Source organism: Actinomadura harenae, from assembly GCF_003696215.1.
GTDB lineage: Bacteria > Actinomycetota > Actinomycetes > Streptosporangiales > Streptosporangiaceae > Spirillospora > Spirillospora harenae.
Window position 1 is genome coordinate 54421 of record NZ_RFFG01000017.1, and the last position, 20587, is coordinate 75007.

26 protein-coding genes are annotated in these 20587 nt (G+C 70.0%); 15 read left to right on the forward strand and 11 right to left on the reverse strand.

The genetic code is table 11. The annotated features are described in order from the left end of the window. Nucleotides 1–53: 53 nt before the first annotated feature. A complete protein-coding gene (locus EBO15_RS12140) occupies nucleotides 54–1535 on the reverse strand; it encodes a glutamate-cysteine ligase family protein (protein ID WP_122194448.1) in 1482 nt (493 codons plus the stop codon). Nucleotides 1536–1818: 283 nt separating this feature from the next. Here EBO15_RS12140 and EBO15_RS12145 point away from each other — a divergent pair, with 283 nt between their 5' ends. Continuing rightward, nucleotides 1819–3189 (forward strand): sensor histidine kinase, encoded by a 1371-nt coding sequence (locus EBO15_RS12145; RefSeq protein ID WP_122194449.1) that lies wholly within the window; start codon nucleotides 1819–1821, stop codon nucleotides 3187–3189. Between the two features lie 50 nt (nucleotides 3190–3239). Here the strand turns inward: EBO15_RS12145 and EBO15_RS12150 are convergent, their stop codons facing one another. Continuing rightward, nucleotides 3240–3791 carry a YceI family protein gene (locus tag EBO15_RS12150; protein WP_122194450.1) on the reverse strand — a complete coding sequence of 184 codons (552 nt, stop codon included), beginning with the start codon at nucleotides 3789–3791 and terminating at the stop codon, nucleotides 3240–3242. A gap of 155 nt (nucleotides 3792–3946) precedes the next feature. Between EBO15_RS12150 and EBO15_RS12155 the strand changes: the two genes are divergently transcribed. Together EBO15_RS12155 and EBO15_RS12160 are read left to right on the forward strand one after the other, a co-directional pair. Next, nucleotides 3947–4567 carry a TetR/AcrR family transcriptional regulator gene (locus EBO15_RS12155; RefSeq protein WP_122194451.1) on the forward strand — a complete coding sequence of 207 codons (621 nt, stop codon included), beginning with the start codon at nucleotides 3947–3949 and terminating at the stop codon, nucleotides 4565–4567. A 28-nt stretch (nucleotides 4568–4595) separates the two neighbouring features. Continuing rightward, entirely contained in the window at nucleotides 4596–6566 is a 1971-nt protein-coding gene (locus EBO15_RS12160) for a WD40 repeat domain-containing serine/threonine protein kinase (RefSeq protein ID WP_122194452.1), read from the forward strand. Nucleotides 6567–6568: 2 nt separating this feature from the next. On the opposite strand, the gene EBO15_RS43610 is transcribed toward EBO15_RS12160, so the two are convergent. The 3 genes from EBO15_RS43610 to EBO15_RS12175 form a co-directional block, all read right to left on the reverse strand. Beyond that, nucleotides 6569–6802 carry a hypothetical protein gene (locus tag EBO15_RS43610; RefSeq protein ID WP_147481469.1) on the reverse strand — a complete coding sequence of 78 codons (234 nt, stop codon included), beginning with the start codon at nucleotides 6800–6802 and terminating at the stop codon, nucleotides 6569–6571. Between the two features lie 131 nt (nucleotides 6803–6933). After that, entirely contained in the window at nucleotides 6934–7194 is a 261-nt protein-coding gene (locus EBO15_RS12170) for a hypothetical protein (protein WP_147481470.1), read from the reverse strand. Between the two features lie 128 nt (nucleotides 7195–7322). Then, a complete protein-coding gene (locus EBO15_RS12175; protein WP_122194455.1) occupies nucleotides 7323–7529 on the reverse strand; it encodes a hypothetical protein in 207 nt (68 codons plus the stop codon). Nucleotides 7530–7792: 263 nt separating this feature from the next. Between EBO15_RS12175 and EBO15_RS12180 the strand changes: the two genes are divergently transcribed. The 6 genes from EBO15_RS12180 (at nucleotide 7793) to EBO15_RS12205 (ending at nucleotide 10484) form a co-directional block, all read left to right on the forward strand. Next, a complete protein-coding gene (locus EBO15_RS12180) occupies nucleotides 7793–8617 on the forward strand; it encodes a helix-turn-helix domain-containing protein (RefSeq protein WP_122194456.1) in 825 nt (274 codons plus the stop codon). Further along, on the forward strand, nucleotides 8614–8805 hold the full coding sequence (locus EBO15_RS12185) for a DUF397 domain-containing protein (RefSeq protein ID WP_122194457.1): 192 nt from the start codon (nucleotides 8614–8616) through the stop codon (nucleotides 8803–8805). Before EBO15_RS12180 ends, EBO15_RS12185 begins: the two co-directional genes overlap by 4 nt. A 123-nt stretch (nucleotides 8806–8928) precedes the next feature. Further along, nucleotides 8929–9108, forward strand: a complete 180-nt coding sequence (locus EBO15_RS12190; protein ID WP_122194458.1) for a DUF397 domain-containing protein — start codon at nucleotides 8929–8931, stop codon at nucleotides 9106–9108. Between the two features lie 13 nt (nucleotides 9109–9121). Continuing rightward, the gene (locus EBO15_RS12195) at nucleotides 9122–9334 is read left to right on the forward strand and encodes a DUF397 domain-containing protein (protein WP_122194517.1); all 213 of its coding nucleotides are present in this window, start codon (nucleotides 9122–9124) and stop codon (nucleotides 9332–9334) included. Between the two features lie 217 nt (nucleotides 9335–9551). Continuing rightward, entirely contained in the window at nucleotides 9552–9902 is a 351-nt protein-coding gene (locus tag EBO15_RS12200; protein WP_147481471.1) for a hypothetical protein, read from the forward strand. A gap of 111 nt (nucleotides 9903–10013) precedes the next feature. Continuing rightward, on the forward strand, nucleotides 10014–10484 hold the full coding sequence (locus EBO15_RS12205) for an NUDIX domain-containing protein (RefSeq protein WP_122194460.1): 471 nt from the start codon (nucleotides 10014–10016) through the stop codon (nucleotides 10482–10484). A 34-nt stretch (nucleotides 10485–10518) separates the two neighbouring features. On the opposite strand, the gene EBO15_RS12210 is transcribed toward EBO15_RS12205, so the two are convergent. After that, nucleotides 10519–11709 (reverse strand): lipid-transfer protein, encoded by a 1191-nt coding sequence (locus tag EBO15_RS12210; protein WP_122194461.1) that lies wholly within the window; start codon nucleotides 11707–11709, stop codon nucleotides 10519–10521. 115 nt (nucleotides 11710–11824) lie between these two features. On the opposite strand from EBO15_RS12210, the gene EBO15_RS12215 reads away from it, so the two are divergent. Then, nucleotides 11825–13420 (forward strand): acyl-CoA synthetase, encoded by a 1596-nt coding sequence (locus EBO15_RS12215; protein ID WP_122194462.1) that lies wholly within the window; start codon nucleotides 11825–11827, stop codon nucleotides 13418–13420. A gap of 11 nt (nucleotides 13421–13431) precedes the next feature. Next, nucleotides 13432–13860 (forward strand): FAS1-like dehydratase domain-containing protein, encoded by a 429-nt coding sequence (locus EBO15_RS12220; RefSeq protein ID WP_122194463.1) that lies wholly within the window; start codon nucleotides 13432–13434, stop codon nucleotides 13858–13860. Nucleotides 13861–13887: 27 nt separating this feature from the next. Here the strand turns inward: EBO15_RS12220 and EBO15_RS12225 are convergent, their stop codons facing one another. Together EBO15_RS12225 and EBO15_RS12230 are read right to left on the reverse strand one after the other, a co-directional pair. Continuing rightward, on the reverse strand, nucleotides 13888–15249 hold the full coding sequence (locus tag EBO15_RS12225; RefSeq protein WP_122194464.1) for a tyrosine-type recombinase/integrase: 1362 nt from the start codon (nucleotides 15247–15249) through the stop codon (nucleotides 13888–13890). Next, nucleotides 15236–15724: a helix-turn-helix domain-containing protein gene (locus tag EBO15_RS12230; RefSeq protein WP_122194465.1), complete on the reverse strand. Its 489-nt coding sequence runs from the start codon at nucleotides 15722–15724 to the stop codon at nucleotides 15236–15238. The genes EBO15_RS12225 and EBO15_RS12230 overlap by 14 nt, the downstream gene beginning before the upstream one ends. 90 nt (nucleotides 15725–15814) lie before the next feature. On the opposite strand from EBO15_RS12230, the gene EBO15_RS12235 reads away from it, so the two are divergent. From EBO15_RS12235 to EBO15_RS12245, 3 genes are all read left to right on the forward strand, one after another. Next, nucleotides 15815–16027 carry a helix-turn-helix domain-containing protein gene (locus tag EBO15_RS12235; protein WP_122194466.1) on the forward strand — a complete coding sequence of 71 codons (213 nt, stop codon included), beginning with the start codon at nucleotides 15815–15817 and terminating at the stop codon, nucleotides 16025–16027. A gap of 31 nt (nucleotides 16028–16058) precedes the next feature. Further along, nucleotides 16059–16754 (forward strand): hypothetical protein, encoded by a 696-nt coding sequence (locus tag EBO15_RS12240; RefSeq protein ID WP_122194467.1) that lies wholly within the window; start codon nucleotides 16059–16061, stop codon nucleotides 16752–16754. A 174-nt stretch (nucleotides 16755–16928) separates the two neighbouring features. Beyond that, nucleotides 16929–17360 carry a hypothetical protein gene (locus tag EBO15_RS12245; protein WP_122194468.1) on the forward strand — a complete coding sequence of 144 codons (432 nt, stop codon included), beginning with the start codon at nucleotides 16929–16931 and terminating at the stop codon, nucleotides 17358–17360. Nucleotides 17361–17883: 523 nt separating this feature from the next. On the opposite strand, the gene EBO15_RS12250 is transcribed toward EBO15_RS12245, so the two are convergent. From EBO15_RS12250 to EBO15_RS12260, 3 genes are read right to left on the reverse strand one after another with little or no spacing between them, the layout of a single operon-like run. Beyond that, complete coding sequence (locus EBO15_RS12250) at nucleotides 17884–18108, reverse strand: hypothetical protein (RefSeq protein ID WP_122194469.1); 225 nt, start codon at nucleotides 18106–18108, stop codon at nucleotides 17884–17886. Then, complete coding sequence (locus tag EBO15_RS12255) at nucleotides 18105–18509, reverse strand: hypothetical protein (protein ID WP_122194470.1); 405 nt, start codon at nucleotides 18507–18509, stop codon at nucleotides 18105–18107. Before EBO15_RS12255 ends, EBO15_RS12250 begins: the two co-directional genes overlap by 4 nt. Further along, nucleotides 18506–18856 carry a hypothetical protein gene (locus tag EBO15_RS12260; RefSeq protein WP_122194471.1) on the reverse strand — a complete coding sequence of 117 codons (351 nt, stop codon included), beginning with the start codon at nucleotides 18854–18856 and terminating at the stop codon, nucleotides 18506–18508. The genes EBO15_RS12255 and EBO15_RS12260 overlap by 4 nt, the downstream gene beginning before the upstream one ends. A gap of 371 nt (nucleotides 18857–19227) precedes the next feature. Here EBO15_RS12260 and EBO15_RS12265 point away from each other — a divergent pair, with 371 nt between their 5' ends. Next, nucleotides 19228–20418: a transcriptional regulator gene (locus tag EBO15_RS12265; protein WP_199744490.1), complete on the forward strand. Its 1191-nt coding sequence runs from the start codon at nucleotides 19228–19230 to the stop codon at nucleotides 20416–20418. The last annotated feature ends 169 nt before the right edge of the window (nucleotides 20419–20587 follow it).

The following is a 20587-nucleotide window of genomic DNA, read 5'->3' on the forward strand; positions in this document are numbered from 1 at the left end:
GCCGGGCGGATCCCGTGCCGATCAGTGGACCTCGACGGTGGAACCTGTGCCGGTCAGGGGCCGATCGGCCAGGTGTGGACGGGTTCGTTGGTGTTCATATGACCGACGTACGAGCGGACCATCGCGCGCAGCGCGTCGGGACGGCGCGGCCCGATGCGCTCCTCGATGGCCTCGACGGTCGCGGTCTGCCAGTCCGCGCCGGTGCGTCCGGCCAGGCAGCGACCCTCGATGATGCCGAGCAGCCGGTCCCGGCGGGACGGTTCGACGCCCCAGCGGTCCAGGCCCTCGTGGGCGAGCGGGAGCAGGCGGCGCAGCACGAGCTCGGCCGCGGGGACCTCGCCGAGGCCGGGCCAGTACAGGCGCGCGTCGATGCCGTCCCGGGCCGCGCGGAGCAGGTTCTCCCGCGCGGTCGCGAACGACATCCGGGACCAGACCGGGCGTTCCTCCTCGGCGAGGACGCGCAGCAGGCCGTAGTAGAACGCGCCGTTGGCGACGGTGTCGGCGACGGTCGGGCCGGCGGGCAGCACGCGGTTCTCCACGCGCAGGTGCGGACGGCCGTCCACGACGGCGTAGATCGGCCGGTTCCAGCGGTAGATGGTGCCGTTGTGCAGGGCGAGCTCGGGCAGCTCGGGGGTGCCGCCGCCGTCGAGCACGGCCTCGGGGTCCTCGTCCTCGCAGATCGGGAGCAGCGCGGGGAAGAACCGGGTGTTCTCCTCGAACAGGTCGAAGACCGAGGTGATCCAGCGTTCGCCGAACCACACCCGGGGCCGGACGCCCTGGGCCTTCAGCTCCTCGGGACGGGTGTCGGTGGACTGCTCGAACAGCGGGATCCGGGTCTCCCGCCAGAGCCGGTGGCCGAACAGGAACGGCGCGTTCGCGGCGAGCGCGACCTGTGGCCCGGCGATGGCCTGCGCGGCGTTCCAGTGCGCGCCGAACCGGTCGGGGCTGACCTGGATGTGGAACTGGACGCTGGTGCAGGCGGCCTCCGGGGTGATGGTGTCGGTGTGCAGGGACAGCGGTTCCGGGCCGTCGATGGCGATCCGGATCTCCTCGCCGCGCGCGGCGAAGATCTCGTCGTTGAGCAGCTTGTACCGGTTGTTGGCCGACAGCGTCTCCTCGCCGATGTCGGCGCGGCGCAGCGTCGGCAGGATGCCGATCGTCACGAGTTCCGCGCCGACCTCGGCCGCGTGGGCCCCGGCGTTGTTCAGGTGGTCGCGGACCTCCTGCTCCAGCTCGTGGGCGTTGTGGCCCCCGAGCTCGCGTGGCGGGATGTTGATCTCCAGGTTGAACTGGCCGAGCTCGGTGTCCCAGGCCGGGTCGGCGATGGCCTTGAGCACGTCGGCGTTGCGCATGAGCGGGTCGCCCGCGGCGTCGATCAGGTTGAGCTCGATCTCCACCCCGATGTGCGGCCGCTCGAAGTCGAACTGCGACTCGCGCAGCATGCGTGCGAGCACGTCCAGGTCGCGTCGCACCTTCTCCCGGTACCTGCGCCGGTCCATACCGCTGATGGTCGCGGCGGAAACGTCTCGTCCCATGTCCTCGCCTTCTGCCGCGGATATGGTCTTCTGAGGCGAAATGTCCAGATCTGGCCTGGGGAAACCCGGACCGGGGTTACGGGCGCGCCGATTCTCACGCTCCGCACGGTCACCACGCGCCGACGTGCCGTGTTGAGCGTGCGCCGGGTGCCGCCCGCGCGGGCCGCCGGGACGTCCGGCGACCTCCGTGACGCGGGACGCCGGGGACGCGGGAGGGTCGGCGGGGGCAGGATGGCGCGCAGGGCGCCATGGCACGCTGTGGGCGGATGTGAGGGGGGACACGATGCGGTTGCGGCCACGGTCGATCAGGACGAGGGACACCCTGGTCGCCGCGGTGCTGGCGGCGGTGGTGTTCGGCGCGATCGCGATCGCGGCGGACCTCGGGATCCGGGACACGGTGCGCGCCGCGCTCGTCCAGGACACCGCGCAGTCCGCGCGCCGGACGAGCGCCGCGATCCGCGACGGGTCGCTCGCCTCGCCCATCCCGGACGACAGCGGCGGACGCGTCCTGATCCAGGTCGTCGGCCCCGGCGGCAACATGCTGGACGCCACGCCCGCCGCCGGGCGGCACCCCCGGATCTCCGGCTTCTGGCCGCCGCGCGACGAACGCGTCCGCGACTTCCGGCACTGCCACGGCCACGGCCTGACCCGGCACTGCGAGATGGTCGAGGCGATCCGCGTCACCACCGCGCCCGACTCGGTCGTCGTCTACGCCGCGACCCGGATCCCGGGGCCGCTGGTGAACGGCGTGCTGGAGGTGCTGCTCGCCGTCGCCGTCCTCGGCCTGTCGGCGCTGGTGGCGTGGGTCACGTGGCGCGTCGTCGGACGGACGCTCCGCCCGGTCGAGCAGATCCGGGGCCAGCTCGCCGAGATCAGCGGCAGCGACCTGTCCCGGCGGGTGCCGCAGCCGCCCGGGGAGGACGAGATCGCCGAGCTCGCCGCGACCGCCAACCAGACCCTCGACCGGCTCGAACGCGCCGTGGACCGGCAGCGCCAGTTCGCCTCGGACGCCTCGCACGAGCTGCGCACGCCCATCGCGGGCCTGCGCGCCAACCTCGAGGACGCCGCGATGCACCCCGAGGACACCGACCTGAAGGCCGTCGTCGCGTCCGCGCTGCGCGACACCGACCGGCTGGAGCACATCGTCACCGACCTGCTGCTGCTCGCCCGGATCGGCACGGGGAACGCGGCCCGCGAGGCCGTCGACCTCGGTGACCTGGCGCGCCGGGAGATCGCCCGCCGCGACGGGATCCCGCGCTCCGCGGGAGCGCCCCGCCTGGTGGCCGATCTCGCCCCGGGCGTGCGGGTCCGCGGCGTCCGGATGCAGTTCGTCCGGCTGCTCGGCAACCTGCTCGACAACGCCGAGCGCTACGCGGACGGCTCGGTCGCGGTCGCGGTCAGCTCGTCCGGCGGGTTCGCGGTCCTGACCGTCCAGGACGACGGCGCGGGCGTCCCGGACGCCGACCGCGAGCGGGTCTTCGCGCGCTTCACCCGCCTGGACAGCGCCCGCAGCAGGCACGCGGGCGGCACCGGCCTCGGCCTCGCCATCGCCCGCGAGATCGCCCAGGCGCACGGCGGTTCCCTCACGATCGAGGACTCCGTGCGCGGCGCGCGTCTCGTCCTCAATCTGCCCCTGGACATCGAGAACACATGAAAGGACCGCCTGCGCGGGGCGCGGGCGGTCCTTTCAAAAGGAGTGCGGCCTCAGGAAGCCTGCACGGCCTGGATCTCCAGGGTGATGTCGACCTTGTCGCCGAGGAGGGCCTTGTCGCCGCCCAGCGGGACGTTGAACTCGATGCCCCAGTCCTTGCGGTTGATCGTCGTGGAGGCGGAGAACCCGGCGCGGGTGCCGCCCCACGGGTCCTGGCCGATGCCGTGGAAGTCGACGTCCAGGGTGACCGGCTTGGCGACGCCCTTGATCGTCAGGGTGCCCTCGACCTTGTAGTCGCCGCCCTCGGCGCGGACGCCGGTGGTCGCGAAGGTCATGGTCGGGTGGTTCTCGACGTCCAGCACGTCGGCGGTGCGGACGTGGGCGTCGCGGTCGGCGTTGCGGGTGTCGATCGAGGCGAGCTTGATCTCGGCCGTCGCGGTGGACGTGGCGACGTCGTCGGCGACCTGGACGGCGCCCGAGAAGTCGGTGAAGGAGCCGCGTACCTTGGTCATCAGGTGGCGGATCGCGAAGGTGACCTCGGAGTGCGCGGGGTCGATGTTCCAGGTGCCGGCGGTCAGGCCCAGCTCGGTGGTGGCGAGGGTCATGGCGTTGCTCCTACGGGTAGTTCTTGAAACTTCAACGAACTGACTCCTCGGAGATTAGTTGAGACTTCAAGCAGTGTCAAGCCCGGATCCTCCATCGGTCTGCGAGGAGGTATACATACCGGACAACCTGTATGTTTCTTCGATAGGCTGAGGGCATGCCGTCACCCGTCCGCCCCCGCCGCACGCAGGAGGAACGCACCGCCGCGACCCGCGCGGCGCTCCTCGACGCGACCGTCGCCTGCCTCGTCGAGTACGGCTACCACGGCACCACCACGACCCGCGTCGTCCAGCGCGCCGGGGTCTCCCGCGGCGCCCAGGTGCACCACTTCCCGACGAAGAACGATCTCGTCCTCGCCGCCGTCGAGCACCTGGCCCGCAAACGCGCCGACCGCTTCCTCGCCGAGGACCTCGATCGTCTCCGCGCCTCCGCCGACCCCCTCGGGGACGCCCTCGACCTGCTCTGGCGCGCCTTCCAGGGCCCGCTGTTCGAGGCGTCCATGGAACTGTGGGTCACCGCCCGCACCGACCCCGACCTGCGCGAACACGTCGCCGAGTTCGAACGCCTGATCACCGCCGGCCTCCTGGACATCAGCCGCGCCGTCTTCGGCGACCAGGTGGACGACCCCGAGGTCCGCGGCAACCTCTACGTCGCCCTGGAGACCATCCGCGGCCTCTGCCTCCTCAACTTCGTCCACCCCACGACCCCGGAACGGCAGGAGGCCCGCTGGCTCCGCTCCAAGGCCCGCCTCCGCCGCATGGTCACCCCCGACCAGTGAGCGGCGGCGGGGCCGCTATCGTTCGCCCATGCGCGGCGACACCGGAGAGACGCTGGCCGGCCGCTACCGGATCCTGGAGCTGATCGGACGCGGCGGCATGGGCCGCGTGTGGCGCGCGTACGACGACCAGCTGGGCCGCGAGGTCGCCGTCAAGGAGATGCTCCTGCCCGAGGGCATCGACGACGAGGGACGCCGCGAGTGGTACGCCCGGACGGCCCGCGAGGCCCGCGCCGCCGCCCGCCTGCACCATCCCGGCATCGTCACCGTGCACGACCGGGTGCTCGAACCCGACGGACGCCCGTGGATCATCATGGAGTTCGTCCGCGGCCGGTCCCTCTCCGACCTGCTGCGCGCCGAGGGGCCGCTTCCGCCGCGACGGGTCGCCGAGATCGGCCGGCAGATGCTGTCCGCGCTGACCGCCGCGCACGCGCACGGCATCGTCCACCGCGACGTCAAGCCCGCGAACGTCCTGCTGTCCGGGGACCGCGCCGTCCTCACCGACTTCGGCATCGCCGCGCTGGCCGACGACGTCACCGTCACGCGGACGGGCGCCCTCGTCGGCACGCCCGGCTACATGGCGCCGGAGCAGATCCGCGGCGAACCGGCGACGCCCCGCTCCGACCTGTGGGCCCTCGGCGCCACCCTGTACACCGCGGTGGAGGGCCGCCCGCCCTTCACGGGCGCCACACCCGCCGCGATCTACGTGTCGGTGGCCACGGAAGAGCCGTCGCCCCCGGCCCTGGCGGGTCCCCTGACCCCTGTGATCGCCGGCCTCCTCACCAAGGACCCGTCCAAGCGCAGCACCCCCGAACCCCTGTCCGCCGCCCTGACCGCCATCGCCAACGGCACCGAGCCACCGCCCTCACGACCCGTGTTCCCGACCGTGCCCGTGCCCGTCGGCGCCACCACCCCGTACGGCCCCGCCCCAGAGGCGTTCGCGCCGCCGTCCGGACGAGCCCGCCGCCGCACGCTGCTCCTTCGCGCCGCCGCGGCCGGTGCGGTGGTGCTCGTGGCGGGCGGCGTCACCGCCGCGCTGACCCTGCGCGACTCCGGCCACACGCCGGAGCCTTCACGCCAGCCGACCAAGGCGGCGGCGAAGGACCTGATCCTCGGCTCGCAGGGCGTCCTCAACCTGACCTACCTGCCGGACAGCCGTGAGCTGATCTCGATGAGCGTCAGCGCGCCGAGCCGCATGTGGGACGTCACCACCGGCCGCGTCCTCGCCAACCTGGACGACAGCGTCCACGGCTCGAGCAGCTTCGCCGCCCCGTCCCCCGACGGCCGCACCATCGCCACCGACAACTACAGCTCGATCAGCCTGTGGGACGCGCGCACCCAGCGCGTCACCCGCACGTTCCAGCTCCCCGGCGGCGACAAGGCGGGCATCGCCTCCTCGGCCGCGTTCAGTCCCGAAGGTGACAGGCTCGCCATCGGGACGTACTCCAACGACAAGGGCCCGCACAAGATCGTGCTGTGGAACGTCCCCCAGAACTCCGCCGAGGGAACGCTCGACAGCGGCGGCACCACCGGACTCTCGCACGTCGTCTACAGCCCGGACGGCCTCCAGTTCGCCACCTCCGACCTCACCCAGGTCAAGCTGTGGGACACGTCCGGCGGCCGTCTCATCGGAACGATCGGTGAACCCGACGGCATCGTCGCCGACATCGCGTTCAGCCCGGACGGCACCGAACTGGCCGTCAACACCACCGGCACGGGCATCCACCTGTGGAACCTCAAGACCCGGACGCTCGCCACCTCGATCATCGGCGGCGGCAAGGACGACTCCAACCAGATCGCCTTCAGCCCCGACGGCACACTCCTGGCCGGACGCGACGCCGGGGACCACGACGTCGTCGACCTGTGGGACACCAAGACCGGCAAAGTCGTCCGCAGACTGACCGGCCACACCAGGGAGGTTCGCGCGGTCGCCTACGCCCCAGACGGCTCGTCGGTCGCGGCCGCCAGCACCGACGGCACCATCCGCGTCTGGCGCGTCTGACGTCAGCTGTACCCGTCCCCGAAGTCGCCCATGGCCTCGCGGAACTCCGGAGAACGAACGCGGTCGGCCACGTCCAGCAGGCTCTGAACGCCGGACGCCTCGACCCAGATCCGCCGCCCGCTCACCCGCCCCCCGAGCCCGAGAAGGGCCACGCACAGCGGCACCCCCGCATACCCTTCCACTCGCTCAGGCTGGACGTCGAGGACCCAGCCCGCCGTCACAGGCGATTCGGCCATCGCCTCATCCACCCGCCGCGCACGGCCTTCCCCGTCCTCACAATCGCCAAGTTCAAGCATCCACCCCAGATCCACCTCGCTCCGCCGAGACCAGACCCTCCGGATGCGCGGCCACCTCATACCGGGAGTGATCACGTCACGTCCTCGGATGCGGGCAGCGGCCCCATGCGCCGGATGGCCTCGCTGACGATGTCCAGGTACTCGGTGTGCGCGAGCGCGGTGATGATCCGAATGCGCGCGGGAAAGTACCCGAACGCCGCCAAGCGCCCGACGAACGCCGCCTTGACCTCCTCCCATGCCGCGTCCAGCGCCAGCAGGACGGGAAGCGCCTCCGCATCCTCCAAGGCGTCCACCGCGTCAGCGGCCGCAAGCACCGAGACCAGTTCGCGCATACGCCCCGACGACCGCCCGTCCGCCCACGCGACGTCCCACACCCTGGACCAAGCACCGACGACGATGGGCACCAGAACAGCAGGTTCCGCGAAGCGAGTGGTGCGGTTCTTGTAAGAGCCCCTGGCGCTCACCGCGCGCCGCCCGCATTCAGCGTCCACGCGATGAGGTGGAGCACGTCTTCCAGGTCAGCCACGAGCCCAAGCGACTCACGCTCGGCGTCCCGCCCCGTCCACACAAAGCACCACCTCCCGCACTGGTAATCGACGCGAACGACGATGGGCGCGACGCCGACAACCGACAACGCCACCGCGTCCCGCTCCCGAACCGCGCTCATCCCAAAGCGCGGAGCCGCATGTTCCAGAGCTTCCAGCGCCTGCCCGCGAGGGTGGCGAGGACGTGACGTGGGTGACGTCGCAGGGGTTGCGACCTGGGGGTGGACGGCTTGCGCGGCTCCTGCCGCATGCCGTCCCCCGCGTCGCCGTGCGAGGCGCATGGGATACCTCCGTAACCGAACGTGTGATTCGAGTTACAGAGTGCGCCCTCCCGGGTTACTCTCGCTACGTTCCGCATCACACTTGGAACCCCCTCGGAGGAGCGATGCCAGCGCGTGACAACCTCGACCCGATGGGCTCGTTGTGGGACGTCATCGCCCTTGAAGTGAGGGCATGGCGCATCGCCAAGCACATGTCCGAGGTCCAAGTTGCGGCCTTGCTCAAGTGTGACCGTTCCACCGTTTCCAGGATCGAAAACGGGCTTCGGAAACTGAACGACGCATATGCCAACTCCCTGGATGAGGCGTGGAAAACGAGCGGACTGTTCGCTGCGCTCGTGTTCCACGCAAGCACGTTCGCCGAGCAGGACTGGCGGACCGGGCTGCGCCAGTACGAGCGCGAAGCCTCGCGTATGCGGATGTGGGACGTATCGCTCGTACCGGGATTGCTCCAACACCCCGAGTACGCGCGGGCCGTGATCGCCAAGGCTTACGAAGCGGGGCTGATCAAGAGCATCGACCAGGCCCTGGAAGACCGCTTGGAGCGTCAGCGGGCTGTGTTCGAGCGCGACGATCCGCCCCAGATCTCAGCGGTGATCAACTGGCCGATTCTCCGCCACACGTACGGAGGCTCCGCCGTCATGCGCGCGCAGATCGAGCTGCTCATGGAGCATGCGGGACGGCCGAACGTCTCTCTGCGCTTCGTCGAATCCGACGCCATGGGACACGTTGGCCTGGACGGATCGTTCAAGCTCCTGACGGTCAAGAACCGCGAATACGCGTTCTGCGAGGCTCCGCACGAGGGACGCATCTTGTACGTCCCCGCTGACGTTCACAAGATCTCGGTACGGTGGGAGCAGGTAAGCGACCATGCCTCGCCGGTACGGCGTACGGGCGCGGTACTACAGGAAGCGATGGAAATCTACCGATGACTGAGTGGCGCAAGTCGTCCCACAGCAGCTCAACGGGTGGCGACTGCGTAGAAGTCGCCCGCCTCGCCCCTAACACCGTCGGGATCCGCGACAGCAAGAACCCGACCGGCTCCGCGTTCGCGCTTCCCAGAACGGCAGCGCGAGACCTCCTGTCGCGAATCAAGGCAGGCGAGGACGACCTGGCCTGACCCCCTCGATGGACCGAGCCCCCGGATCTCCGGGGGCTCTTTGTATGTCCAGAGGGAGAGTGCCCGGTATGCCTGCCGCGTCGTACGGTCGAGGCAGAAGCGCGCAGCGATGGAGGACTCCGCGTGATCGAATGGCGTAAGAGCAGTCACTCGGCCCCGTCTGGCGGCGACTGCGTGGAACTTGCCCGCCTGCGCCCCGAGGTCGTGGGCGTCCGTGACAGCAAGGACCCCGAGGGCCCGCGGCTCGGCCTCACCCCTGCCGCAGCGCGCGGCCTTGCGGAGGCGCTTCGAGCGGGGGAGTGATGACCGCGTGCGCATGACGGACCTGCAATGGCGCAAGGCGACGCGGTCCACCTCGGACGGCGGGGAGTGCGTTGAGTGCGCGGACCTCGAACGTGTTGCGGGTCTCTCCGGTCGCGTCGGAGTGCGCGACAGCAAGAACCCGGTTGGTCCCGCGCTCGTGCTCCCCAGGTCGGCAGCACGAGACCTGCTGATCCGAATCAAGGCAGGCGAGCACGACCTGGCCTGACCCCCGACGAATGAGCCCCCGGATCTCCGGGGGCTCTTTTGCGTCCAGGGGGAGGTTCCCCCGAATGTCCGTCGTTTCGTACGGTCGGGTGAGTACGAATGTACGGGGACGTTGAGTAGGAGCGCGGATTCTGGGCGGCCGCAGCGCGCAGCATGATCTGAACATGACCAGCTGCCCCGGCTCCTACCTCCCCCCGCAGAGGCCACAGTCCTACTCCATGCTCATCTATCCCGCGGCCGTGATCCCTCTTGGCCTGCTGTGCACTCTGGGGGGCGCGTTCATCGCCTACTGGGGTGAGGCTTTCCTGGCCTGGGGCTTCTACGGTGACAACTCGGAGCCTGCGGCGTTCGAGCATGCCTATGGCCCGTTCTACGAGAAGTCCCTCATCATCGCGGGTCTGCTCGCCGCAGCGCTTCTGGTCGTCGCGGTGGTTTTGGCTTTGGTCCGCCGCAAGGCAGCCCAGATCGGCTTGACCCTGTGCGTCGCGGCAGCCGTGGCCACACCTTGGGTCTGGGCCATCGTCGTCTACCTCGTCGGTCGGCACTGGGCCCACGCCTACCCCCTCTGAGGCGGGTCCCGCGATAGCGCCGTCGCCACCCGTGACAGGCCCTGACCGTCGGGTCAGTGCGACGCGTGCTGACCCCGGCATCTGCGAGTCCCCGTCTTCTACAGTCGTTTCGTGACTTCGAGCCCGGTAGAGAGCTTCGCTGTTCCCCGTGCCGCTGCGGGTGTCCTGTTCTTCGACCAGGAGGGTGACGTCTTGTTGGTCGTCCCGTCCTATAAGGACTACCGGGATATTCCGGGTGGCTACATCGAACGGGGTGAGACGCCGAGGGAGGCGGCCGTCCGTGAGGTTCGTGAGGAACTCGGCATCGCGCCGCCGATCGGGCGGCTCTTGGTGACCGACTGGGCGCCCCATCAGAACGAGGGTGACAAGGTGCTGTTCGTCTTCGACGGCGGGACACTCACGCCGGAACAGCTCGGAGCCGTCAGGCTCGACCCTGCCGAGGTCGTGGCCTACGAGTTCCACGATGTGGCGCAGGTCCACGAACTGACGATCGCCCGGCTCGCTCGCCGGATCGTCCATGGTCACGAGGCTCGCGCGGACGGATCGACCCGCTACCTGGAGCACGGCCAACTCGTCGGCTGAGGGCCGGGCCGCGCTTGGCGGCCCGGGGGGAGTGTTAGTTCGGCTGCTTGTAGAGGGTTACTACTGCGGCGCCGCCTAGGCCGATGTTGTGTTGGAGGGCGGCCTTCGCATTTTCTACCTGGCGGGCGTCGGCTTTGCCTCGGAGTTGCCAGGTGAGTTCGGCGCATTGGGCGAGGCCGGTGGCGCCCAGGGGGTGGCCCTTGGAGATGAGGCCGCCGGACGGGTTGACGACCCAGCGGCCGCCGTAGGTGTTGTCGCCGGCGTCGACGAGCTTCCCGCCCTCGCCCTCGGCGGCGAGGCCGAGGGCCTCGTAGGTGATGAGCTCGTTGGTGCTGAAGCAGTCGTGCAGCTCGATGACCTGGACGTCCGCGGCGGACAGGCCCGCCTCGTCGTAGGCGCGGCGGGCGGCGAGCGCCGACATCTCGGCGCCGATGATCGTGATGGCGGACTTGGACTCGAACGTGGCGCGGGTGTCGGTGACCATGGACTGGCCGACGATCTCGACGGCCCGGTCCCACAGGTCGTGCTCGTCCACGAAACGCTCGGACGCGATGACCGCCGCGCCGGAGCCGTCCGAGGTGGGGGAGCACTGGAGCTTGGTCAGCGGGTCGTAGACCATGCGGGCGGCCTTGATGTCGTCGAGCGAGTACGCGTCCTGGAACTGGGCGTACGGGTTGTTCACCGAGTGCCGGTGGTTCTTCCAGCCGATGCGCGCGAACTGGTCGGCGGTCGTCCCGTACTTCTCCATGTGCTCGCGTCCGGCGGCGCCGAACATGTAGGGCGCGATGGGCTCGCCACCCCACTCGTACAGGGGGAACAGCTCCTTGAGGTGGTTGAGCATGGGCTGCTCGCGGTCCTCGTAGGTGGAGCCGAGGGAGCCCTTCTGCATCTTCTCGAAGCCGAGGGCGAGCGCGCAGTCGACCGTCCCGGAGCGCACGGCCTGGCGGGCGAGGAACAGGGCGGTCGAGCCGGTCGAGCAGTTGTTGTTGACGTTCACGACCGGGATGCCGGTGATGCCCAGTTCGTAGACGGCGCGCTGGCCGGACGTGGACTCGCCGTACACGTAGCCGACGTACGCCTGCTCGATCAGGTCGTAGGGGATCCCGGCGTCCTGGAGGGCCTTGGTCCCGGACTCGCGGGCCATGTCGGGGTAGTCCCACTCGCGGCTGCCGGGCTTCTCGAACTTGGTCATGCCGACGCCGACGACGAAGGTCCTGGTGGTCACGGTGCCCGCCTCTCCTCAGGGTGGCTCGGACGCTAGGGCCTGTCTAAGAAACAGTCAAGCTTGTATGTTTCTACCCGGACCGGTTCGCCGCACCACCACCCCGGAGGACGGACGGATGTCTCGCAGCTTCAACCTCGCCGACCTGTTCGAGATCGTCGCGGCGGCGGTGCCGGACAAGACCGCGATCGTCTCCGGTGACCGCAGACTCACGTACCGGGAGCTGGACGAACGCGCGAACCGGCTCGCCCACCACCTCGCCGCGAACGGCGTGGGCCCCGGCGACACCGTCTCGCTGCTCTCCTACAACCGGGCCGAGTGGCTGGAGGCGCAGATCGGCGTGTACAAGCTGCGCGCCGTCCCGGTGAACGTCAACTACCGGTACACCGCCGACGAGCTCGCCTACGTGATCGCCGACTCGGACTCCGCCGCGCTGGTCGGCGAGCGGACGCTGATCGCCCGCCTCGGCGACGCGCGCGGAAAGCTCGCCGACCTGCGACACGTCCTGGTCATCGAGGACGGCTCGGACGAGGTGGTTCCGGATGCCACCCGCTACGAGGACGCGCTCGCCGCCGCCTCGCCCGCGAACGACTTCGGCGAACGCTCGGCCGACGACCTCTACCTGCTCTACACGGGCGGCACCACCGGCATGCCCAAGGGCGTGATGTGGCGCCACGAGGACATTTTCCTGGCCGCCATGGGAGGCGGAAATCCCATCGGCAACCCCATCCCCACACCCGAGACGCTGTCCACGAAGGTCCTGGACGGCGGCCTCACCACGCTGGTCTGCGCGCCGCTCATGCACGGCGCGGGCATGTGGGTCGCCTGGGTCGCGCTGACCTCCGGGTCCACGCTCGTCCTCTGGACGGGCCGGAGCTTCGACGCGGCGAAGGTGCTCGCGCTCGCCGCCGGGGAGAAGGTCGTCACGCTGAACGCGGTCGGGGACGTCATGGTCCGCCCGCTGATCGCCGAGCTGGAGGCGCACCCCGGACGCCACGACCTGTCCGCGCTGCTCGTCCTCGCGACCGGCGGCGCGGTGACCTCCCCGGACGTCAAGGCGCGGCTGCACGAGCTCGTCCCGTCCCTGCTGATGATCCTGGACGCGTTCGGGGGTTCGGAGACGGGCGCGTCGGGGCAGGCGGTCGCGCCGTCCGGCGACGGGCACCCGCGGTTCGTCCCGCGCGCGGACGACACCGCCGTCCTCGACCACCTCCTGCGGCCCGTCGCGGCGGGCTCGGGCGAGATCGGCCAGCTCGCGCGGCGCGGCCGCATCCCGCTCGGCTACTGGAACGACGAGGCCAAGACCGCCAGGACGTTCGTCACCGACGAGCACGGCGTGCGCTGGGCGCTCCAGGGCGACATGGCCCGGATCGACCCGGACGGCGCGATCGTGCTGCTCGGACGCGGTTCCCTGGTGATCAACACCGGTGGCGAGAAGGTGTTCGTCGAGGAGGTCGAGGCGGCGCTGAAGACGCACCCGGCCGTGTACGACGCGCTGGTCGTCGGCGTCCCGGACGAGCGGCTCGGCTCCCGCGTCGCCGCCGCCGTCTCACTCGCGCCCGGCGCGTCCGCGACACCGGAGGAGCTCACCGCGCACACCCGGACGACGCTCGCCGGATACAAGGTCCCCCGCGACATCAGGATCGTGGACGAGGTGCGGCGCTCGCCCGCCGGCAAGGCCGACTACCGCTGGGCCAAGGGCCTCTACCAGTAAGGAACCCCCTCATGACCGAGATGAACAAGGACGCCCTGGACGTCTGGAGCGCGCCGTTCGACTTCGCCGTCGAGCGCGGCCGGACGATCGAGTACGCCGCCGCGACGAACGACGCGAACCCGCGGCACACGTCGGGCGAGCTGGCCCCGCCGGTCTTCGCGATCGTCCCGGTGTTCCAGGGCATGATCGACCCGCTGTTCACGGTCGTCCCGGACAGCCTGATCCCGTTCGTCGTGCACGGCGAGCAGGACATGGTGTTCCACCGCCCGATCGAGCCGGGCATGAAGCTGGTGTCGCGGGCGAAGGTCACCGGGTACTCGTCCAAGCGGTCGGGGACGACGGTGTCGCTGAGGCTGGAGACCCGCACGGACGGCGGTGACCTGGTCAACGAGCAGTGGATGGTGTCGTTCTTCCGTGATCAGAGGCCGGTAGCCGTCTGAGCTGGTTCTTTCGGGGGGAGGGGGGCGCTAGCTCGCGGCCTGTTCTGTCCCTGTTCCGTCACGGGAATGATCTTGAACCGCGCGGAGCCGGAACAAGGTCCGGTCGATCGCGTTCCGCGCCGTCTCGAAGGTGACTTCCGTCGTGTGGCCGTAGGTGTTGAGGGTCACCGGGAGCCCCTTCCGGCCCTTCCGGCTGTGTCCCAGGAAGTCCATGACTCCGGCGAGCGAGACCCCGGCGTCCTGGAGCGTCGCCGAGTAGAAGTGCCGCAGGGCGTGCGTCGCGTCGTGCCGCCCCTGCGTGAACCGGCGGTACGTCCCGCCGCGCGGACCGGGCTCGGGCTCGGGGATGACCCCCGCGGCGGCGAGCGCGGGCTTCCAGACGACCTGGTCATATGACGACGCTCGGATGTGCTGATCGTTGGTCCGTGAGTCTCGCCCCCACCAGCGGAACAGCAGGGCGCACGTGTGCTCACCTTCGAGCTTGCCGTCCTCCCTGAGCCACGGGAGCGTGTACGCGTGCGGTGGGTAGGTGTCGATGTACGCCTTGACCGCTCGAGCCACGCCGTTCGGCAACGGGACGGTGCGGGTCTTGCCGCCCTTCGGGAGCTTGAAGACCCACGTCTTCCCCTCGCGGGTGATCTGTCGACGGATCGTCACCTTGCCAGCCTCGAAGTCGAAGTCTTCGAGCGCGAGGGCGAACGCCTCACCTTCGCGGAGTCCGCACCCGCCGGACACGGTGGGGATCGTCCGATACGGCTCAGGGTGCACCGAGATCACTGCCCAGACCCGATCCGAGTTCCAGGGCTCGCGTTCCTCTCCGCCCCCGTCGCGGTCCCGCGGTTCCGGGACCACGGACGACTTCGCGGGGTTGTCCTTGCGGAGACCATCGGCCACGGCGAGCTCGAAGATCCCGCGGAGCAACGTCAACGCCTGTTCCTGGATCGAGCGTCCGTGAGTGTCCGCGAGCTTCCTCATCCACTCGCCGCACTCTGACGGCTTGATGGATCCGACCTGGCGATGATCGAAGGTGGGAGAGATGTGGAGTCGGATGACGCGCTCGTACTTGCTCCGGCTGGTCGCGCCGACGTCACGAAGCCGCAGGTACTTCCGCGCGAGCGGCCCGAACAGCTCCCGTCCGGCCTTCGGGTCGATGTACTCCCCGCGATCAACGTCCGACTCCATGTCGCGCGCGTAGTTCTTGGCCCTGTCCTTGATGAGGAACGCCTTCGTCGCCTCCTTGCCGTCCGGCCCGATCCAGACCGCGAGCCAGCGCTTCGCCTCCTTGCTTCCGCCGTTGTCCGGGTGCCGCTTGGTCTTCCTCTTGACCTTCTTCGTCGGGTCGCTCGGGTCTCTGACCTCGGAGAACCACAGATCCTTAACTCTGGCCATCCTGCTCCGCCTCGCTGGACAGTCGGGGACGCATCTTCTTCACCGCGCGGTTCAGGCGACTCCGCATGTTGATCTCCTCCTCGCTGAGCTCCGGCGCGGTCCACTCCTTGAGGGGGACCTCGGAGAAGTACAGACGTGGATCTTGTGAGTCGAGCGCCATCCGTCCGCGGATCCACTCCCGCGCCACGGCAGGCCGGACGAACCGGTCAGGGGTGATGGGGTACGGGTCGGCACCTTCCGTGGGGATGATCAGGTGCACCGGAGCGACGTCGAGGACGTAGGCCAACGTCAGAACCTCGGCCAAGCTGACCGACTGGCGTCGACTGTTCTCGAGCTTCGTCACGACGATCCGCTTCCAGGGAACGCCTGCACTGGCCATCTCGTCCGCGAGCCTTTGCGCTGACCAGCCGCGCTTTTCGCGGAGCTCCCGGACGCGGCGGGCCACCACCGCGGTAGCGGGATCGATTTGTTCCATGAAGGAACAGTAGCGTTCCGCGTTGACACGTACAAGGTGACACTGATCTGATCTCTCCTGCAACGATCATGTATCGCGAAGGTGGATCAAATGGTCTCTCAGGGAACAAGTCCGCGCCGTGCCTCGCTGGCGGACTCCGAGGAACTCGCCGCCTATCTCAAGGTCCCGGCGCGGACGCTGGACGACTGGGCGCACCGTGGCACAGGACCTACCTACCGGCGAGTGGGCAGGCACCGCCGATACCGCTGGGAAGACGTCGAGCGGTGGCTTGACGACCAGGCCGTCCGCGGGACTGGCGAGTGAGCGAGAGCAACGCGTCCGCGGAGGGCCACCGGTGGGGATCCGCAACGTCAAGGCCGTGTTCGACAACTGGAGACAGCTCCCGGACGGCCCCTTCCGCCTCCTGGTCTACATGGCGATACGCAGCATGGACGACGACGACCCACCCGTGTACTTCGCGGGCCGGGATGAGCTCGTGATGGCCATCGGGCGTGAGCTCCCCGACATGAGCGAGACGGACGCGGCTTCGGACAGGGCACGCGCTGCGTCGTATGAAGCCGTCAAGCGCGCTGTGCGGACGCTCAAGGCTGATGCCGCGATCACGGTGATCAGGCGCGGGGGCGCGGGACGGAATGCGACGTACGCCCTGCACCTAAAGGGGAACGCCCAGCCTTCCCCAAAGGGGGCCGCTCAGCCTTCCCCCAAGGGGAACACCGCACGCTCGGCAGGGGGGCGCGCGGCGTTCCCCCAAGGAGTACAGGACAACAGAGGATCAACCTCAGGAAGGGCGGACGGTGCCAGCGTTGGCCCTTCCGTTGACCTCCCGGACTTGGTGGTGAGCCTGCTTCGCGCTTCCACCGGGCAGACAGTCAGCCGCGAGCACGCGACCAAGGTCGTGCAACAGATCGGGCCGGGCACCTCCAACACCCCCCGCTACGTCGAGACCTGCATTCGTCGCGATCCGGCGAAGTACCTGCCCACGCCGACGCCCCCGCGGTTCACCGCGAGTGGCGGTTTCGAGAGCAGATGACGGAAGGGGAAGACATGCCCACGGAGCCAGAAGCACCAGCACAGCCGCTCGAGGCCACGCCGGAGACCGAGATGCCGGACGGCCACGACGCGAACGCGCCGTCCGCGTGACCATGCGCGCCGATCTCGTCCTTCCCAACCCCGCCGCTGTCGTCCGCATCGTGGGGGTACTGCCGTGACCACCGACCGCACGCGCGTGCGCGTCCTCGAGGGACGCCAGATCGTCACCGAGCTCGGCCACCACCACGGCGGCGAGACCCTGACCGCGTCCCCGCGCACGGCGGCCGACTGGATCCGCTGGGGGTGGGCCGAGGACGTCACCGAGAACGACGCCGGGCGGCGCGCTGAGCCGGACGTCCGCGAGGACCAGGCCGACGCGCCCGACGCCGGGCCGCGCCTGGTTCCCCCGACACCCGAGCCGGAAGCCCCATCGGCGGGCCGGGGCCGGGCGAACGTGGCCGAGCGGATCGCGCAGGAGATCCGGGCGAACCCCTCGGCGTCGGATCGCGAGCTCGTGCGCCTCATCGGGTGCGACCACAAGACCGTGGGGCGCGTGCGTCGCGAGCTCGAGCCGAACCAGGACGACGACCAGGCCGAGGCCGACTAGGCCCGGTGGCCGCGCGGACATGCTTTGGTCAGGTCCGGTCCGCGCGCGGTCACCGTGCGGCGCGCCGAGTTCAGCGTGGCGCGAGGGTGGCAGGGACTCCCCACCCGGGGGCCAGCTGCACCGGGAGCATGCTGCAGCTCGGGCTCTGTACGGGTCTGGGAGATGTGCGCCGCACGGTGGGGAATCGGGCCGGTGGACGATGCCCGCGGCTCCCCACCGTGCGGCACGGGCCGCGCCGCCGTCCGGATCCCCATCCCGTGGGGATTCCGGCGGTACGCGGCATGAGACGTCCCCACAACCGGGCCCCTCCGGCCGGATGTGGGGACGTTGCCACGGGCGGGGCGCGCCGCCCCGCACAGGATCGGCGCGCCCCACGCTTGGCTCGGGTCGTCCCCATCGAGGGAGCTGATGGGGACGACCCGAGGTCGAACGGGGAGAACCGTCCCTGCGAAAGCCCGACTAACCCCGCGTGGAACCCCGTGACCTGTGGTCGCCATCCTGCGTCCCACAGGCCACGGGAGTATCAGCGCGTGCGGCTGAGGAATCGCACCGCGACCAACTGGACAGCCGCCGCCTCGGCGTCGCTCTCGTTGGGCTCCCACATCTCGCGGCGTTCCGACCCGTCCGTAGTGCGGCAGTCCCACCAGCCGTCACCCTTCGGCCTGATCTCGGCGAGCCTCGCGCCGTTGGTCGCGCACGCGACGTACCCAGTGCGGTCGGTGCGCCGGTAGATCTCCACCGTCATCATTCCCACGACTCCCCCTCGAGGAAGAACCAGCGCACCCGCCGGAGAACGCGCCGCCACCGGGGCGGCCGGGCCATGTGCACCGAAGGAAGCGCCGGGCGGACGGAGGGGCGGACCGGGGCACGGACGGGGCGGGGCGCGCGCTCGGCCGTGCCAGGGATCACCTGGGGCACGCGGTGACCCGGAACCCAGGGGCTGGCGGGCCGCGCCGAGGTCAGTACCGCGCGGATGTACTCGGCGAGCTGGCGGGGGTCGCGCGCTTCGACCAGGCGACCGCGGAGCAGCGCCCACCACGAACCGGTGAAGTCCCCGCGCCACGTCGGAACCTGGGGGAACTGCGCATGCAGAACGGCCAGGACCTCATCCGGATCGACCTCAGGCGCCGACCACGGGGCGGGGCTCATGACCCGTGTCCGGCGCGTTGCCGGGCCAACCGGCCCTTGATCTCGGTCACCGCGTTGAACACCTGGTCATGCGGCGCGAGCGGAGCGCCGTCCGCGGTGAAGAACCACAGCCTGTCCCCATCGGCGGGGCGCTCACGGCACACCACCCGCACGGACGGGACCTCACCGGAGCCGGACCACGGTTCGTCCTGGGAGTCGGTGATCAGCGCGCTCGTGTTGCTCAGGTCGGTGAACAGCTTGTGCGCAAGGAGATGTTGCGCGAGAGCTGCGAGGCGCTCGGAGGGGCGGGGAGACCAGTCGTTCGGGACAGGACCGGTCGAGCCGGACGGTTCACTACGATCGCTCATGGGTCGGACCTCCGAAGTCCGATCAAGGCCCCGGATCCTCCCCGGTGTTCGCGCACCGGGGCCGGGGCCGCCTTGTGTCTTGGGGTGGGCGCGGCCCCTCCGGCACCCTTCGTTCACGATGTCGGACCACACGGGAACCTCAGAAGCGGCGGTCCGCGCCCACTACCGACAGTGAAACCAGTGCGCACGCCACAAGGCCATGGGGAGAATGGGGGCTAGATGGGGGAGACACGCAAGCTCTCCCCACTCCGTCCGGTCGGGTCTCCCCACCCCGGCGAAAGGTGCGTGCAACGTTGCCGACGGAAAAAGAGGCGCTCGGGGCGCGGCTCCGTGCCGCGCGTGAGGCTCCGCCGTACTGGTCCCGTGGCGAGATGGCTCGGCGCATCCGGCGCGCCGCTTCACCTGGCGACCGGGAGCAACTCGCCCACGTCCAGGCGCTCACTCACATGATCAAGGAGTGGGAACGGGGACTGCATCGGCCGTCCCCGCGCTACCGGTCCTTGTACGCGCTGGCGACTGGCCGGACGGAAGACGAGTTGTTCGGCCCTGAGCGTTCCGCACAGCGCGCGGAACCACTCGGCTCGTTGCCGGGCCTTCCTCTCCCCAGTGGGGAGCTGTCCGCGCGGCTCGCCGAGATCACCGGGCGTCGCGTCGGTGCAGGGATAGTCACCGATCTAGCCGCACGCGTTCACGGGCTCCGCCTGGCGGACGACCTGCTAGCCGGTGGTGATCTCTTCGTCCCCGCCGTCCGGGAACTGGAGAACGCGATCCGCGTCCACCGGGAGTCGAGCCACTCTGAGCAGACCAGCCGGGAGCTGCTCGCCCTCATCGGCGAGTTCGCCCAGATCGCCGGATGGGTCGCCAGCGACGCTGGGGAACACGACCGTGCGGCCGAGATCTACCGTCTCGGCATCGACGCGGCTCGAGAGGCCGGAGACCGGACGCTAGAGAGCAACCTGCTGGGCTCGCTGGCCTACCAGGTCGCGAACGTCGGGGAGCCTGCCGAGGGTGTGGAGCTCGCGCGCGCATCTCTGGACGTGGCCGGGCCGGACGCCCCGCCCCGTGCTCGCGCACTCGCCTGGGACCGCTTCGCATGGGCGAACGCGCGCGCCCAGGACCGCGCCGCCACCGTCGAGGCGCTCGGACAGGCCAGCGCGGCGCTCGACCAGAACGAGCACCAGGACGCCGACCCCGGATACCTCTACTGGGTCAGCGAGGGCGAACTACAGGTCATGGAAGCGCGCGCCTACACCGAGCTTCGCCGTCCGCTTCGCGCCGTCCCCCTGCTGGCGGACGTGCTGAGCCGATACGACGCGACGCACACGCGAGAGCTCGCGCTCTACCTGTCGTGGCTCGCTGTCGCCCTGGTGGACGCCAACGAACCTGAGGAAGCCGCCGCCGTCACCTCCCGCATGCTCGACCTGTCCGCCGAGGTCGCCAGCGACCGCACCGCGAAGCGCGCTCATCTGGTTCTCGAGCGGCTTCGGCCCTTCGAGTCGTCCCCGCCCGTCGCCCAGGTCCTTCGCGAGGCTCCCGAGCCGCGCGGCGCTTCTCTGGGCTGATCTCGTCCAGGTACACGGACGCCCCGCGGGACTCATCCCGCGGGGCGTCGCTGTTCCGTCTCTGTTCCGTCAGGCCACCAGAACCAGCCGGAATCCATGCGAAGCGTTCGGAGCTGTTAGACCAGCTCAGAGCGCGTATCCCGGTGTTTGTCCAGGTCGGGCCGGTAGG

Coding starts and splice junctions, on each gene's coding strand:
- EBO15_RS12140 (WP_122194448.1), bottom strand. CDS start 1,535: ATGGGACGAGACGTTTCCGCCGCGACCATCAGCGGTATGGACCGGCGC.
- EBO15_RS12145 (WP_122194449.1), top strand. CDS start 1,819: ATGCGGTTGCGGCCACGGTCGATCAGGACGAGGGACACCCTGGTCGCC.
- EBO15_RS12150 (WP_122194450.1), bottom strand. CDS start 3,791: ATGACCCTCGCCACCACCGAGCTGGGCCTGACCGCCGGCACCTGGAAC.
- EBO15_RS12155 (WP_122194451.1), top strand. CDS start 3,947: ATGCCGTCACCCGTCCGCCCCCGCCGCACGCAGGAGGAACGCACCGCC.
- EBO15_RS12160 (WP_122194452.1), top strand. CDS start 4,596: ATGCGCGGCGACACCGGAGAGACGCTGGCCGGCCGCTACCGGATCCTG.
- EBO15_RS43610 (WP_147481469.1), bottom strand. CDS start 6,802: ATGGCCGAATCGCCTGTGACGGCGGGCTGGGTCCTCGACGTCCAGCCT.
- EBO15_RS12170 (WP_147481470.1), bottom strand. CDS start 7,194: ATGCGCGAACTGGTCTCGGTGCTTGCGGCCGCTGACGCGGTGGACGCC.
- EBO15_RS12175 (WP_122194455.1), bottom strand. CDS start 7,529: ATGAGCGCGGTTCGGGAGCGGGACGCGGTGGCGTTGTCGGTTGTCGGC.
- EBO15_RS12180 (WP_122194456.1), top strand. CDS start 7,793: ATGCCAGCGCGTGACAACCTCGACCCGATGGGCTCGTTGTGGGACGTC.
- EBO15_RS12185 (WP_122194457.1), top strand. CDS start 8,614: ATGACTGAGTGGCGCAAGTCGTCCCACAGCAGCTCAACGGGTGGCGAC.
- EBO15_RS12195 (WP_122194517.1), top strand. CDS start 9,122: ATGACGGACCTGCAATGGCGCAAGGCGACGCGGTCCACCTCGGACGGC.
- EBO15_RS12200 (WP_147481471.1), top strand. CDS start 9,552: ATGCTCATCTATCCCGCGGCCGTGATCCCTCTTGGCCTGCTGTGCACT.
- EBO15_RS12215 (WP_122194462.1), top strand. CDS start 11,825: ATGTCTCGCAGCTTCAACCTCGCCGACCTGTTCGAGATCGTCGCGGCG.
- EBO15_RS12220 (WP_122194463.1), top strand. CDS start 13,432: ATGACCGAGATGAACAAGGACGCCCTGGACGTCTGGAGCGCGCCGTTC.
- EBO15_RS12225 (WP_122194464.1), bottom strand. CDS start 15,249: ATGGCCAGAGTTAAGGATCTGTGGTTCTCCGAGGTCAGAGACCCGAGC.
- EBO15_RS12230 (WP_122194465.1), bottom strand. CDS start 15,724: ATGGAACAAATCGATCCCGCTACCGCGGTGGTGGCCCGCCGCGTCCGG.
- EBO15_RS12235 (WP_122194466.1), top strand. CDS start 15,815: ATGGTCTCTCAGGGAACAAGTCCGCGCCGTGCCTCGCTGGCGGACTCC.
- EBO15_RS12250 (WP_122194469.1), bottom strand. CDS start 18,108: ATGATGACGGTGGAGATCTACCGGCGCACCGACCGCACTGGGTACGTC.
- EBO15_RS12255 (WP_122194470.1), bottom strand. CDS start 18,509: ATGAGCCCCGCCCCGTGGTCGGCGCCTGAGGTCGATCCGGATGAGGTC.
- EBO15_RS12260 (WP_122194471.1), bottom strand. CDS start 18,856: ATGAGCGATCGTAGTGAACCGTCCGGCTCGACCGGTCCTGTCCCGAAC.
- EBO15_RS12265 (WP_199744490.1), top strand. CDS start 19,228: ATGGCTCGGCGCATCCGGCGCGCCGCTTCACCTGGCGACCGGGAGCAA.